We start from the raw sequence: 14309 nt of genomic DNA, 5'->3' as shown, positions 1-14309 counted from the left end.
GCGCAGTATCACGCGCGTGGCCCTTCGCCCCGCGGGGTCAGCCTCGGCAGAAGCGCTCCTACCAGGTACATCGAGCCGGTGGCCAGTGCGAGTGGACCATCGCGCCACGCCTGATCGAGGGCGGCGTCGGGCGTGTTCGCCGAGCTCACCGGAAGGTCGGGGCAGGCAGTGCGGGCGGCGGCCTGCAGGTCGTCCACGGACCGGGCTCGTGGACTGTCGATGGGGGCGCAGATGACTCGGGTCACGACCGGGCCCAGGGCGCGCAGCATGCCGATCACGTCCTTGTCGGCGAGCGCGCCGAAGACGGCCGGAAGCCCGGCCGGAGCCAGGGTCCTCACGTAGTCCGCCAGCGCCGTGGCAGCGGCAACGTTGTGCGCCGGATCGAGAAGCACGCGACGGCCGGGCGCGGCGTCGACCAGCTCGAGCCGTCCCCGGCAGCGAACGTCCGTGAGCGCCGACAGGATCGCGTCGCGCGAAACCTGGAGGCCCGCCGCGCCCAGTTCTTCGAGCAGGCGGACGGCGACCAGCCCGTTGCGCACCTGGTGGCGGCCACGAAGCGCGAGGGTTAGCGGACCGTAGTCGCCGAGCGGGGTCGCGAGCCGAGAGACGCGGGTCAGGCCGGCATCGTCGATGGTCCAACGCACGGTGACGCCGTCGTCGATGTCGATGACGCGTGCGCCGCATTTGGCCGCCGCGCCGTCCACAACCCTTCTGGCTACCGGCTTCGTCTCTCCGGTCACCACCAGAGATCCCGGCTTGATGACACCGGCTTTCTCCGTGGCGATCGCCTCGATCGTTTCCCCCAGGTGCTGTTGGTGGTCGATGTCGATGGAGGGAATGGCGACCGCCGCCGGTGTGACGATATTCGTCGCGTCGAAGCGTCCACCGAGTCCGACTTCGAGAACCGCGGCCTGGACGTTTCGCCGGCGGAAAAGCGCGAGCGCGAGCGCGGTGGTCGCTTCGAAGAACGTGGGAGGATGCGGCAGACGGCCTGACGCCTGCAGGGCATCGGCCGTATCGACGACGGTCAGCGCCTCGGTGGCGAGCGCGTCATCGTCTACGGGCTCGCCGTCGACGGCGAACCGTTCCGCCAGTTCGTTCAGATGCGGTGAGGTATAGAGTCCGGTCCGATAACCCGCCGCCCGCAGTCCGCGCTCAATCGCTGCCGCCACCGAGCCCTTGCCATTGGTGCCCGCCACAACGATGCAGGAGAAGCTCCGCTCCGGGTGATCGAGCGCCCGCGCGAGCGTTCGGATGTTGTCGAGTCCCAGCTTGATGCCGAAACGCTCGAGGTCGAAGAGACGGCCGACAGGATCGTCCGGCGGGGCCAAAACCGCATGCTATCATGCGCCCGCGATGTCCCGGGACCGACGTGCATCCCTCCTGTTGCGCGCGTCGCTCATCCTCCGCGCGAAGCTCTTTCCTCCGATCCTGATCGCCCTCGGGACGGCGTCATGTGCAACGCGGGACGCCCCGGTAATAGTCGCTCCGCCCTCCGTCTCCGACCAAGTTGCCTGGATCCTCCGCCTGGAGGACGAGCGCCGCCTCGAGGATCCGCCTCCGCCGGAACCGCCGGCCGATCCGGGACCCCAGGGCGAAGGCAACGGGGACTCAGGGGCAGCGCAAGTTCCTGCGGTGCCGCCCGCGCCACCGCCGCTGCGGCCCAGCCTGTTTGCGCTGCTGGAGGCGCCGGAGCCGTACGTTCGCCGTCGGGCCGCGCTCGCCGTCGGCCGGGTCGGCCAGGCCGAAGGGGTGGAGCCCCTCATCGCGCGTCTTGCCGATCGTGAGCCGGAGGTGCGGCAGATGGCTGCGTTCGCGCTTGGGCTGATCGGCGATCCGACCGCGACCGATGCTCTCGTAGAGAGTCTGCGTGACGTCTCGGCGAAGGTGCAGGGGCGCGCCGCCCGCGCGCTCGCCAGGATCGGCGCCGCGGCCACGGCGCCCGCGGTCGGGGCGATGGTGGGCCGGTACGTCACTGGCGCGTTCGGGATGGACCCGGAAGACCTTGCCTATCCACACTCGGACGAAGTGGAGGCGTTTCGCAGCGGACTCTATGCCTTGGGTGAGCTCGGCGCGTACGAGCCCCTTGCCGACGCGGTAATCGGCGACGCGGAGCAGCCCGTTCTGTGGTGGTGGCCGGTCAGCTACGCGCTCGGCCGGACCGGGGACAACCGCGCCCTGTCGCCGCTGGCCACGCTCTCGGGCGTTGTGGGAAGCCACGGTGTGGCCCTGGCGGCCGACGGACTGGGCGCCTTGGGTGATCCGGAGGCGATCGAGCCGCTCGTCGAGCTGCTCGATCTCGACCGGCGCGATCATAGGGTGGTTACCGCCGCGGTCCGCGCCCTGGGTGCGATCGATCATCCCGACGCGATCGAGGCGCTCGACCGGTTCGTCCGGATCCGGCGCCTGGACGAGCCGCTACGTCGCGCGGCGATAGACGCGCTTGCCCGACATGGCGCCACGGCGTCCATCGAGGTGTTCATCGAGCTTCTGGGCCATCCGTCCCCCTACCTCAGGGCAGCGTCGGTCCGCGCCCTGGCGGCTGCCGACCCCCAGTCGTTCGTTTTCGTCCTCTCGGGACTTGGCACGGATTCCGACTGGCGCGTCCGGCAGGCGCTCGCGGACGCCCTGCGCCACGTCGATCCGGCGGGGGCAATCCCGCGCCTCTGGTCGATGCTGGAGGACGACGATGCGCGCGTGGTCCGGTCGGTGCTGGAGGCGCTGGCCGCGATCGATCCACCTGACCTGCCTGGGTTGCTGATCGATCGGCTCCAGGCGGAGGACGTTACGGTTCGGGCGGCCGCGGCGCGCCTGCTCGGGGCGCGTTGTCCGGCGGGATCAGCCGGCGCGCTGGCGGAGGCGTACGCCGCGGCGGAATCGAATCCGTCGTACGTCGCGCGCGCGGCGATCGCTCGGGCCATCGGACTCTGCGGCGGCGAAGGTGCCGTCGCAACCCTGCGGAAGGCGCTTGCCGACCGCGACTGGGCGGTCCGCGTCGCCGCGGCGGCCGGACTCGAAGGCCTGGATCCGACCGGCGATCACCAGTCGGCGATCCGGCCTGCGCCCGGCCTGCGCCGGGTGGACTACTCGGCTCCCCATCTCGTTTCGCCCGAGGTGTCGCCGCACGTCTACGTCGAGACACGCCACGGCACGATCGAGATCGAGCTGGCGGTTCTCGACGCGCCGCTCGCGGCCGAGAGCTTCATGACCCTCGCGCGGGATGGCTACTACGATGGCCTGACGTTTCATCGCGTCGAGCGGCACCAGGTAGCCTATGCTGGCGATCCCCGAGGTGACGGCTCGGGCGGTCCGGGCTACACCTTGCGCGACGAACTGAATCAGCGGCCGTTCCTGCGGGGCACGGTCGGGATCGCGCGCGAGGCGGTGGATACCGGGGGAAGCCGGTTCTTCATCACGTTGTCGCCGCAGCCGCAGTTCGACGGCCGCTACACCGTGCTTGGCACCGTGGTTGCCGGAATGGAAGCGGCGGACGCCATCGAAGAGGGCGATCGGATGGACCGCGTGCTGGTGTGGGACGGAGTGCAGCCGTTCCGCGGCGCCGAGGACGATTCCGCCGACCCAGCGGATGGCTTCGACTAGACGAACCTGACCAGCCGCACGTTCAGGGTTCGGGTGGAGGCGCTGGCGCCCTTCCACTGCACGAGAATCGGGCTCTGGTAGACGCCCCAGCCAATCTCTCCCGCCCCCGTGCCCTTCCGGTCCAGGACCGGGAGGCTGATGCCGCGCTTCATCCGCAGAAAGTGCGAGACGGGAAGGGCCAGCGCACGGTTCACGACCCGCTCAACGAATGAACGGCGGGCGCCGATCTGGTCCATGAGCCGGTTGAACACCTGCACCGCGTCGTACTGCGCGTAGTTGAGAGCCTTGGCAGGTATGGCCCGGGGCGCCTGGAGCGCCTCCTTGCCTATCTGCGCCACGAACCGAAGCGGGTTCTTCAGAACGTCACGCAGGTCGTGGGCCATGAGCAGGGTCTCGTACTCGTTGACGGTCAGGCCTGCTTCGTTCTCCTCCATGGCGAGAGAAACATCGAAGCGACCGAAAGACACCTGGTGCTTTCGGGCCAGCTTTTCGAGCTGCGCGATCAAGCCGAGTTGCGGGTCGCGGAGGTTCTGCGCATCGATGGAGTGCGACGATGCCGGCACCTGCACCTGGCTCTGCGCCACGTCTTCCTCGCCGTTGTAGGCGACTACCGTCGTGCGCCGGTAGCGCGTTCCACCGACGTGGACCCCATCCAGCTCTACGAACCAGACCGGTTCGTCGCCGTGCAGCTCGTACGACGTGGCGCTGCGCATGCCGCTTCCCATGAATGCCAGGTGGGAGTCGGCGTTAAGTGGCTCGACGGCGCGCTGTTCTTCCGACAACTCCGTTCGGAGGTGCAGCTTGTCGTGAGTGTAGTCGGCACCGGCCGGAAACAACTTGCGAAAGACCTCGAGGTAGTCCTGAATGTTGCTGCTGTCATGATCGAGCGCCTTTGCCAGGCGCTGATCCAGATAACCGGCCGTCGTGTGGTCTGAAATGTAGAAGGCCTTCGGGTAGCGCGTGAACTCGCTCCCGAACTCGTCACGCAACTTGCCCCGAACGTCGATAAGGTCGACGCGTGCCGTTGGCCTGATTTGAAGGGTCGCTTGGAAAGGCGCTTCGTGGGTTTCGGTGTGCCGGTCTACCAGGATCTTTGGCACGGTCTGTCAGTCTAACCAATCCGCCGGCTTCTGACTCGGTCTTCGCGGGCCGCGCAGGCCCGTTGGGCTAAGTCGGACCCACGCTGCGGGCGGGAGCGCGGCCGGGTCGGCGCCGGCGCGCGTGCCGGTCGAGGGCAAAACCGATCAGTCGATTGAGCAGTTCGGGGTACGCGACGCCGGAAGCTTCCCACATTCTGGGGTACTGACTGATGGTAGTAAATCCGGGCAGCGTGTTCGCCTCGTTCACGTACAGCCGCCCCGCCGTTTCGTCGAGCAGAAAGTCGACTCGCGCCATGCCGGCGAGGCCGAGTGCGCGGAAGGCTGCCACCGCCATCGCCCGAATCTCCGAGATCCGGCCATCGCTCAACTGCGCCGGGGCGATGACCTGTGAGCGGTCGTCGAGGTACTTGGCCTCGTAGTCGTAGAAGTCACCGGCCGGGATAACTTCGCCCGGCATCGACGCTTCGGGCATGTGGTTGCCCATCACCGAACACTCGATCTCGCGCGGGTCAGGCACGGCGGTTTCTATCACGAGCGTGTCGTCGTACCCGTAGGCATCCGCGATTGCCGCGCGCAGTTCCGTCGCATCCCGCGCTCTGGAGACGCCGATGCTCGATCCGAGGTTGGCCGGCTTGACGAAAAGCGGGTAGTCGAGGGCGGCTTCGAGGCGCGCTACGACGGCGTCCGGATCGGCGTCCCAGTCGACCCCGAGAACCACTTCGTACGGCACCACCGGAAGGCCGTGCGCCGCGAGCAACACCTTGGAGACCGACTTGTCCATGGCTACGGCCGAGCCGAGCACTCCCGCGCCTACGTAGGGCAGATCGAGCGTCTCGAGCAGCCCCTGCAGGGTGCCGTCCTCGCCTCCCGGGCCATGGACGATAGGGAAGACGACGTCGAGGTCGAGTTCCGCGAGGATGGAGCCTTCCCGGTCCCGCGCGTCGTTCCCCCGCGCCGGCCCGCCGGCTCGCGCGGTTCGGATCACCGTGCCGGCCGATCGCGTGGCGGGCGGCTCTTCGGGCACTGTCCAGCCGCCGGTGCGATCGATATAGACGGCAACCGGATCGTAGCGCGCGGGATCGAGCTGACTGAAAATGGATGCGGCCGACGCCAGGGAAACCTCATGCTCGCTCGACCGTCCGCCGTAGATCACGCCAACGCGCAGGCGCTGCACAGGTGACCTGTAGTATACGCGCTCGTGAGTCGCGATGTGGGTGACGGCGCTTTCGGCTTCCGGGTGACGGCAACCGACGGGGCGGCGCGCTGCGGGCGGATGACGACGCCGCACGGTGCCATCGACACCCCGGCGTTCATGCCCGTCGGAACCGCCGGAGCGGTGAAGGGGCTGACGCCTCGCGATCTGGACGATCTGGACGCCGGGATCATTCTGGCCAACACGTATCACCTCCACCTGCGGCCGGGCGACGAGCTGATTGCACGCCAGGGCGGCCTGCACCGCTTCATGGGGTGGAACCGCCCGATCCTCACCGACAGCGGCGGCTATCAGGTGTTCAGCCTGGCGGCGCGACGGGTAATCGACGAGCAGGGTGTCCGGTTCCGTTCTCATCTCGACGGCAGCGAGCAGACGCTGACGCCGGAATCGGTGGCCGACATTCAGGCCCGCCTCGGTAGCGACATCGCGATGGCGTTCGACGAGTGCACGCCCTGGCCGGTTACGGAGTCCGTGGCTCGGGAGTCGATGGAACGGACCCTGCGCTGGGCGGAACGGTCACGCGAGAGGCACGCACGATTGCGGGGCTCGCCGGCTGGCGCCGGCGCGATGATGACGACGCGCGGCCAGGCGCAGTTCGGGATCGTGCAGGGGGGTATGTTCCGGGCGCTGCGTGAGGAGAGCGCGCGCGCCACCGTGGCGTTGGACTTCGACGCGTACGCGATCGGCGGGTTGAGCGTCGGTGAGCCGATTGACACGATGTACGGCATGACCGCAGCGACGACGACGTGCCTCCCCGAGGACCGTCCCCGCTATCTGATGGGAGTGGGCACCCCGCCCGACCTGGTGGAAAGCGTTGCGCGCGGGGTCGATCTCTTCGACTGCGTCCTGCCAACCCGGAACGGACGCAACGGCCAGCTGTTCACACGGACTGGTCCGATTTCGATAAAGGGCGCGTCGTTCGCGGAAGATGACCGGCCGGTCGATGCGGAGTGCGGCTGCTACACGTGCCGCGGTTTCTCGCGCGCCTACCTTCGGCACCTGCGGGTGGCCGGCGAGATGACCGGTGCTGTTCTCAACACTGTGCATAATCTACACTTCTACCTTGACACCATGGAACGGATCAGGGACGCTATCCGGTCGGGCAGGTTCGAACGGTTCCGGCAAGCCTTCCATCACGCGTACGCCGGCGGGCCGTCGGCGTACGCGGGCATGCTCCAGTAGGTCCGAATTCAGGCATCGCAATCATCCATGTTGATCCTTGACGACATCGTGACGCTGTTCGCCATGGCGCAGCCGCCGGCCGGCCAGCAACCTAGCCTGCTCGTGCAGTTTCTGCCGCTAATCCTCATTCTCGGGATCTTCTACGTGGTTATCTGGATGCCGATGCGGAGGCGGCAGAACAAGATCCGCGAGTTCCAGTCGGAACTGAAGGTGGGAGACCGTATCGTGACGACGAGCGGCATCTACGGGTCGATCACGAAGCTGAACGACAAGTCGGTACAGGTGGAGATCGCTGACCGGGTGCGGATAGAAGTCTCGCGTAGCGCCATCGGCGGGTACCAGGGCCAGGAGCCGGTGGTGCAGGACGGGAGCGCGTCGTAGCGCGGGGACGGCGCCGCACCGAAGGAGACCGCCATGCAGAGGAACCTGCAGTGGAAGCTGCTGTTCATTGTCGCCATCACCGGACTGGCGGCGTGGGGAGTCTATCCGGCGGACGAGAAGATCCGCCTGGGGCTGGATCTGCAGGGTGGCGCCCACCTGGTGCTGCGGGTGCAGACCGATGACGCGCTGCAGGTGGAATCGGAGACCGCGGCCGAGCAGTTGGCCGAGCAGTTGTCGCTCCAGGGCATGGACACGGTGACGGCGATCGCGACCGATCCGACCACCATTCGCGTCGAGGGAGTACCGACCCCGCGGGACGCCGAATTCCGAACGATCTCCGACGAGCGATTGTCCGTCTCGTACGACCGCGAGCCGGGCGCCGGCGGCAGCTATACGTTCCGGATGCGAGTTCCCATCGTCTCGTCGCTTCGGGAGGAAGCGGTGCGGCAGGCGCTCGAGACGATCGAGCGGCGCGTGAATGAACTGGGCGTCAGCGAACCCATAGTCGCGCCGCACGGCATCGGCGGCGATCAGATCCTGGTGCAGTTGCCGGGTGTCTCGGACGTGGCCCGAGCCAAGTCGCTCATCCGGTCGACGTCGCTGCTGGAACTGAAGATGGTGGAAGAGGGCCCCGCGGCGTCGCGCGATGCGCTGCTGGCGGCGCGGAACGGCGTCGTCCCGCCCGACATGGAAGTTCTGACGGGCCCGTCAGGGACCGGTGGGACCGAACCCTTCTACTACCTCGTGCGACGGGTCGCGGCGGTGAGCGGACGCGACCTGCGGAACGCGCGGCCGTCGCTCGACGAGTTCAACCAGCCCGCAGTCACCTTCACGCTCAACCGCGAGGGTGCGGCCAGGATGGGGGAGACCACCAGCGCCAACATCGGTCGCCAACTGGCGATCATCCTTGACGAACAGGTTCGGACGGCCCCCGTCATCCAGGGGCGCATCACCGACAGCGGACAGATCACCGGCGTCACCCAGCAGGAGGCGGAGGATCTGCAGATCACGCTCCGATCCGGGGCGCTGCCGGCATCGCTCACCTACCTCGAAGAGCGGACCGTCGGGCCCACGTTGGGAGCCGACTCGATCCGCGCAGGCGTAGCCGCGTCGATTGCAGGCCTGATCCTGGTCGCGATCTTCATGCTGCTGTTCTATCGTCTGGCGGGCATCAACGCCGTCGTCGGCGTCGTGCTGAACCTGCTGATCCTGATGGCCTGCATGGCCTACATCGACGCCGTGTTGACGCTGCCGGGCATTGCTGGCCTGATCCTGACGATCGGCATCGGGGTGGACTCGAACGTCCTCATCTTTGAACGGATCAAGGAAGAGCTCGGCACCGCCAAGACGGTCAAGGCGGCCATGGCGGCCGGTTTCGACCGGGTGCTGCTCACGATCATCGACACGCATGTCGCATCCCTGATCGCGGCGGCGTTCCTCTTCCAGTTCGGATCGGGACCTATCCGGGGATTCGCGACCACGCTCTTCTTCGGACTCGTCTCCAACGTATTCACGGCCGTCTTCGTATCGCGGACGCTCTTCGAGACCATCCTGTCGCGCCGCCGGGCGGCGACGCTCAGTATCTGAGGCCGCTGCAGTACGATGCCTCTTCTCAAGGTCCCCCACATCGATTTCGTTCGCCTGCGCTGGGCGGCGTTCGCGCTGTCGGCGGTCGTAATTGCGGTAGGCGCAGCGGTGGCGGTCGCCAGGGGTGGCCTGCCCCTCGGCATCGACTTTTCCGGCGGCTCGCTGCTGGTGCTTCAGTTCGAGCAGCCGACCGGCGAGGGGGCGGTACGTGACGCGCTCGCCAGCATCGAGGAAAAAGTCGTTCAGCAGTACGGCGTCCCGGGCGACAACCAGGTGCTGGTCCGCCTGCCGATTTCCGGCCCCGAATCGGGCGCAAGTCTCGAGGAAGGGGCGAACGCGGTGGCGGCCGAGCTCCGGGCGAGCCCGCTGGGCGAGTTCCAGGTGATCAGCCAGGAGCTGGTGGGGCCGATTATCGGTGAGGAGCTCCAGCGCCGCGGCGTAAACGCGTTCGTCTTCGCGATGGCGGGAATCCTCGTCTACATCGGGCTCCGCTTCCGCTTCTCGTTCGCGGTCGGCGCGGTGGTCGCGGTCGCCCACGATATCGCGATCACGCTGGCGATGCTGGCGGTGTTCGACTACGAACTGTCGCTCAACGTCGTCGCTGCCATGCTGACCATTACCGGGTACTCGGTGAACGACTCCATCGTTGTCTTCGACCGGGTGCGCGAGAACCTCCGCGTCATGCGGCGCGACGCGTTCCCTCACCTGGTGAACACCAGCATCAACCAGACGCTTGTGCGCACGATAATCACGTCAGGGACGACCGGCGGGGCGGTGCTGGCGCTGTACGTCCTTGGAGGCGAGGTTCTGCGCGGCTTCGCCTTCACGATGCTCGTTGGCGTGGTGAGCGGGACCTACTCCACGATCTTCGTCGCTTCGATCATCGCCATCGCGATCACCGAGCGGCGCGCCGCCCGGGCGCGGCAGGCGGGCGCGACGCCCGCCGCGCAGGGAGCGCCTGCGGCGTCCCCGACACGCTCGTCCCGGCGGCGCCGCAAGGCGCGAGCGTCCTAGCAGCCCGTGGTGAAACCCCCGCTACGTTCGAGCGGCGATGCATCCCGTCTGAACGGCGTTGCTCCTAAGTGACCGCGCTGGAGGCAGCGCTCCTCGGGATCCTCCAGGGGTTGACCGAGTTCCTGCCGATTTCAAGCTCGGCGCACCTGCTGCTGGCACGCAGCGTCTTCGGCTGGACCGTCGACCCCCGCTTTGGACTGGCGTTCGACGTAGCGGTGCATCTGGGCACCCTGGCCGCAGTGCTGACCTACTTCCGCACGGACGTTTCCGCGCTGATTCGCGCCGCCCTTGCACCCGGGACCTGGCTGGACCGCGGAGGCGCCAGCACGCTCCTTCGAGCTATCGCCATCGGCACGGTGCCGGTGGGGATCGTGGGTCTTTCCGCGGCGGACTGGATCGCCATGTCGCTCAGGAACCTGGAGGTGGCCGCCGCCGCACTCGCCGTCGGGGCCGGGGCCATGCTGTTGGTGGAACGCGTGGCTGCGGGCGGGCGGGAGGAGACCGACATCACCGCGGGGGAGGCCATCGTCCTCGGCATGGCCCAGGCGGCGGCGCTGGTGCCGGGCGTGTCACGATCCGGCGCCGTGCTGGTAGTGGCGATGTTCCTCGGCCTGGGGCGGGCGTCCGCCGCCCGCTTTGCGTTCCTGCTTGGCATTCCCGCAATCCTGGCGGCGGGGGCGCGCGAAGCGGCCGCACTCTCACGCGAGGGGATGCCCCCGGGCGGCGATGCGGCAATGGCTGTCGGCTTCGTCGTCTCGGCGGTCGTCGGGTACCTCGCGATAAAGTACTTCCTGCGCTATGTCGTGCGGCACTCCCTGGATCCCTTCGCGTTCTATCGGTTGGCGCTGGCGGGGGGCATGCTGGTGCGGGGGCTGTTCTGAGGCTTGACTTGGCGTTGTTGAAACCGTTGGAGGTCATCCACCGATGCAGTGGCTGCGGCGGAACCTGATCACCGGGATCGTCGTGATCGTGCCGATCGCGATCAGCGTGGCGGCGTTCATCTGGCTGTTCGGCCTGATCGACGGTGTGATGGGGCCTATCTATTCCGGCTGGCTGGGACGTGAGATTCCGGGACTGGGGCTGCTGACTCTCGCGGCCCTTGTGGTCCTGGTGGGAGCCCTGGCGACCAACGTAATCCTCGGGCGGCTTCTGAGCAGGGGCGAAGAGTGGCTGCTCCGGCTGCCGCTCTTCGGCACGGTCTACGCTACGGTCAAGCAACTCGTCACCGCGTTCTCGCCGGAGAGCCAGGTCGGCTTCAAGCGGGTAGTACTGGTGGACGATCCGAAACGGGGACTGGTGCTCGGTTTCCTCACGAAGGAGTTCCGCCTGGAGGGAGACGAGGCGCCGGCCGCCGCCGGTTCACAGGCGACTGGCGACGACTGGGACTCGTGGACGCATGTAGCCGTCTACGTGCCGACGAACCACGTCTATTTCGGCGACATCCACATCTATCCCCGGTCGGTCGTCTCTTTCCCGTCGCTCACCGTGCAGGAAGGGCTGCAGGTATTCCTGACCGGCGGGATGGCGTTGGGCGAACGACTCAGAACCGAGCGGGAGAAGCTGGGCGGCGGCGGATCGGAATCGTCCGTCGATCCTTGACACGTTTCGCCGCGGCAAGTTAGGTTCCGGGGTTTGCGCGTAGGCGGAAGGCGCCTGCCGTGCCCGTTGAGGGAGAAATGGAACAACAGTTGTACTTTGCGCTCGGGTGGGGTGCGCCGATGGTCGCGGCCCTGTTTGCCCTGTTCCTGATTCGGCGGATCAACAGTCACGAACCCGGCACGGATCGGATGCAGCGGATCGCCGCTCTGATCCGGAGCGGCGCCATGGCCTTCCTGCGGACGGAATACACCGTCCTGGCTGGCTTCGTGGCGTTGATGTTCGTGGTGCTCGTGTTGTTCCTGCCCGGGAATTCGCTGCTGACCGGAATTGCGTTCCTGCTCGGCGCCGTGCTGTCGGCATCGGCTGGCTGGGTCGGGATGCGGACGGCCACCAGCGCGGCAGTGCGCACCACGCATGCCGCGACCGAGAGTCTTGCGTCGGCGTTGCAGGTGGCGTTCTCTTCCGGCGCCGTGATGGGGTTGACCGTGGTCGCGCTCGGCACGCTCGGTATCTCCGGGCTCTACTACGCCTACGGTGGCCTCGGAGGTGCGGGCGCGAGCGCCGTCGAATCGCTCTTCGGCTTCTCTCTGGGGGCGTCGTCCATCGCGCTCTTCGCGCGCGTCGGCGGCGGTATCTATACGAAGGCGGCGGACGTGGCCGGGGATCTCTCCGGCAAGGTGGAGGCGGGTATCCCGGAGGACGATCCGCGCAACCCCGCCACGATCGCGGACAACGTCGGTGACAACGTCGGCGATGTGGCAGGCATGGGGGCCGACCTGTTCGAGTCGTACGTCGGCAGCATTATTTCGTCGATCGCGCTCGCCTGGGCGCTCAGCGCGGCTTCCGCCAGTGCCCTCTGGGGCATCGACGAGGGATCGTTCGCAACACTGCAGGGGCACCTGGTAGTGTTCCCGATCCTGCTCGCGGGCGCCGGTATCGTCGCGTCGATACTGGGCACGTTCGCCGTCAGGACGAACGACGAGGCGAAGATCGGCAGTGCGCTGCACAACGGACTGATCGCCGCCTCCGCGATCGTCATCGTGGCCGCCATGGTGCTGGTCGCCCTGTTCGAAATGCCGTGGGCCATCGTCTGGTGCGTGGTGGCGGGCGTAGTGGCGGGCGTACTGATCGGACAGATCACCGAGTACTACACCGGCAAGGACAAGGCGCCTGCCCACCGGATCGCGCAGCAGTCGGAGACCGGTCCGGCCACCAACATCATCGCCGGCCTCGGGGTCGGGATGATGTCCTGCGCGCTGCCGATCGTCGTGATCTGCCTCGCCATCTGGTTCAGCTTCGCGCAGGCGGAGCTGTACGGCATCGCCATCGCGGCGGTCGGCATGCTCTCCACGCTCGGAATCAGCCTGGGCGTTGACGCCTACGGTCCCGTGGCTGACAACGCGGGCGGGATTGCGGAGATGAGCGGTTGCGAGGGGTACGTCCGCGATCGGACCGATGCACTCGACGCGGTGGGCAACACCACTGCAGCCATGGGCAAGGGCTTTGCCATCGGTTCGGCCGCCCTGACGGCGCTCGCGCTCTTCAGTACGTTCCGCGCTACGGCGGACAGTGCGGTGGCGGCGGCAGGAGGCGCGGGGGCGTTCGAGCCGCGCCTGCTAAGCCTCGCGCTGGACAACCCGAACGTCCTGTTGGGCATGCTGTTGGGCGGGATGCTGCCCTTCCTTTTCTCGGCGCTCACCATGAACGCGGTGGGGCGCTCCGCGAACGACATGATCGGCGAGGTGCGTCGGCAGTTCCGAGAGATCGAGGGCCTTCTGACGGGGGATGCGGAGCCGGACTCGGCGCGCTGCGTCGAGATCTCGACCCGGTCCGCCATCCGGGAGATGGTCATACCGGGACTGATTGCCGTTCTCGCGCCGGTCGCGGCGGGCTTCCTGCTCGGGATATCGGGGCTGGGCGGCCTGCTGGCGGGAGCGCTTGTGACCGGCGTCCTGATGGCGCTGATGATGGCCAACGCCGGCGGCGTCTGGGACAACGCCAAGAAGTACATCGAGGAAGGCCACCATGGCGGCAAGGGCTCCGACCCGCACAAGGCGGCCGTCATCGGCGACACGGTAGGCGATCCGTTCAAGGACACGTCGGGGCCGAGCCTCAACATCCTGATCAAGTTGATGACGATCGTGGCCGTCATTTTTGCTCCCCTCGTCGTCGCCTGGATGCAGTAGCGGACGTGACGGCGACTAGTGGAGGGGCCATTTTTTGCTGGCCGGTGTCGAAGAAGAATGAACGCGCGGATGAGGAGTTCCGCGTCGTTGACACCGGCAATCGGCCTGCTATAATCGCCGCCTTGGAAATCGGCGTAGGTGCGTTGAGCAGGTCAGGAGGGCGTTTCCGTGGCTGATACACAGCAGAGAACGAATCCGCCGTCGAAGGCATCACCACCAGGCGCTGCTGCATCCAAAAAGGGTGCACCGCCGAAGAAGGCTCCGGTGATGTTTGGGGAAATCGCGAACCCGTCCATTCAGGTGGGCGCACGGAAGTGGTACACACTGCCACTGTCGATCATCGCGCATGTCGTGGCGATCGGCGCCTTCGTGATCGTGCCGCTGATGGCGGTCGACGCGCTGCCGACGCCGGCGACGATGATGGCTTTCGTCGCCGCGCCGCCGCCG

Annotated in this window: 11 protein-coding genes; 8 read left to right on the top strand and 3 right to left on the bottom strand. The window is 67.4% G+C overall.

All coding sequences use genetic code 11. The annotated features are described in order from the left end of the window. Nucleotides 1–8: 8 nt before the first annotated feature. Nucleotides 9–1331, bottom strand: a complete 1323-nt coding sequence (locus F4Y45_03370; GenBank protein MXY23549.1) for a bifunctional folylpolyglutamate synthase/dihydrofolate synthase — start codon at nt 1329–1331, stop codon at nt 9–11. Here F4Y45_03370 and F4Y45_03365 point away from each other — a divergent pair. Next, nucleotides 1255–3600 (top strand): hypothetical protein, encoded by a 2346-nt coding sequence (locus F4Y45_03365; GenBank protein ID MXY23548.1) that lies wholly within the window; start codon nt 1255–1257, stop codon nt 3598–3600. The two genes, F4Y45_03370 and F4Y45_03365, sit on opposite strands and share 77 nt — an antisense overlap. On the opposite strand, the gene F4Y45_03360 is transcribed toward F4Y45_03365, so the two are convergent. Next, nucleotides 3597–4700: a hypothetical protein gene (locus F4Y45_03360; GenBank protein ID MXY23547.1), complete on the bottom strand. Its 1104-nt coding sequence runs from the start codon at nt 4698–4700 to the stop codon at nt 3597–3599. The two genes, F4Y45_03365 and F4Y45_03360, sit on opposite strands and share 4 nt — an antisense overlap. Nucleotides 4701–4767: 67 nt before the next feature. Next, complete coding sequence (locus tag F4Y45_03355) at nt 4768–5874, bottom strand: D-alanine--D-alanine ligase (GenBank protein ID MXY23546.1); 1107 nt, start codon at nt 5872–5874, stop codon at nt 4768–4770. Nucleotides 5875–5910: 36 nt separating this feature from the next. Here F4Y45_03355 and tgt point away from each other — a divergent pair, with 36 nt between their 5' ends. From tgt to F4Y45_03320, 7 genes are all read left to right on the top strand, one after another. Beyond that, nucleotides 5911–7095, top strand: a complete 1185-nt coding sequence (tgt, locus tag F4Y45_03350) for a tRNA guanosine(34) transglycosylase Tgt (protein MXY23545.1) — start codon at nt 5911–5913, stop codon at nt 7093–7095. Nucleotides 7096–7122: 27 nt separating this feature from the next. Continuing rightward, the gene (gene yajC, locus F4Y45_03345) at nt 7123–7476 is read left to right on the top strand and encodes a preprotein translocase subunit YajC (GenBank protein ID MXY23544.1); all 354 of its coding nucleotides are present in this window, start codon (nt 7123–7125) and stop codon (nt 7474–7476) included. Between the two features lie 33 nt (nt 7477–7509). Continuing rightward, nucleotides 7510–9063: a protein translocase subunit SecD gene (gene secD / locus F4Y45_03340; protein MXY23543.1), complete on the top strand. Its 1554-nt coding sequence runs from the start codon at nt 7510–7512 to the stop codon at nt 9061–9063. 15 nt (nt 9064–9078) lie between these two features. Further along, the gene (secF, locus tag F4Y45_03335; protein MXY23542.1) at nt 9079–10077 is read left to right on the top strand and encodes a protein translocase subunit SecF; all 999 of its coding nucleotides are present in this window, start codon (nt 9079–9081) and stop codon (nt 10075–10077) included. A gap of 68 nt (nt 10078–10145) precedes the next feature. Next, nucleotides 10146–10958: an undecaprenyl-diphosphate phosphatase gene (locus F4Y45_03330; GenBank protein ID MXY23541.1), complete on the top strand. Its 813-nt coding sequence runs from the start codon at nt 10146–10148 to the stop codon at nt 10956–10958. Between the two features lie 43 nt (nt 10959–11001). After that, nucleotides 11002–11676: a DUF502 domain-containing protein gene (locus F4Y45_03325; GenBank protein MXY23540.1), complete on the top strand. Its 675-nt coding sequence runs from the start codon at nt 11002–11004 to the stop codon at nt 11674–11676. Between the two features lie 77 nt (nt 11677–11753). Next, on the top strand, nt 11754–13862 hold the full coding sequence (locus tag F4Y45_03320; GenBank protein ID MXY23539.1) for a sodium-translocating pyrophosphatase: 2109 nt from the start codon (nt 11754–11756) through the stop codon (nt 13860–13862). Nucleotides 13863–14309 lie beyond the last annotated feature (447 nt).

This window comes from Acidobacteriota bacterium (genome assembly GCA_009838525.1).
GTDB lineage: Bacteria > Acidobacteriota > Vicinamibacteria > Vicinamibacterales > UBA8438 > VXRJ01.
This window is presented reverse-complemented; position numbering and strand designations above follow the sequence as displayed.

What these genes read in the sequence shown, in the direction of transcription:
- F4Y45_03320 (MXY23539.1), top strand. Translation starts at nt 11,754, where the DNA reads ATGGAACAACAGTTGTACTTTGCGCTCGGGTGGGGTGCGCCGATGGTC.
- yajC (MXY23544.1), top strand. Translation starts at nt 7,123, where the DNA reads ATGTTGATCCTTGACGACATCGTGACGCTGTTCGCCATGGCGCAGCCG.
- secF (MXY23542.1), top strand. Translation starts at nt 9,079, where the DNA reads ATGCCTCTTCTCAAGGTCCCCCACATCGATTTCGTTCGCCTGCGCTGG.
- F4Y45_03325 (MXY23540.1), top strand. Translation starts at nt 11,002, where the DNA reads ATGCAGTGGCTGCGGCGGAACCTGATCACCGGGATCGTCGTGATCGTG.
- secD (MXY23543.1), top strand. Translation starts at nt 7,510, where the DNA reads ATGCAGAGGAACCTGCAGTGGAAGCTGCTGTTCATTGTCGCCATCACC.
- F4Y45_03365 (MXY23548.1), top strand. Translation starts at nt 1,255, where the DNA reads ATGTTGTCGAGTCCCAGCTTGATGCCGAAACGCTCGAGGTCGAAGAGA.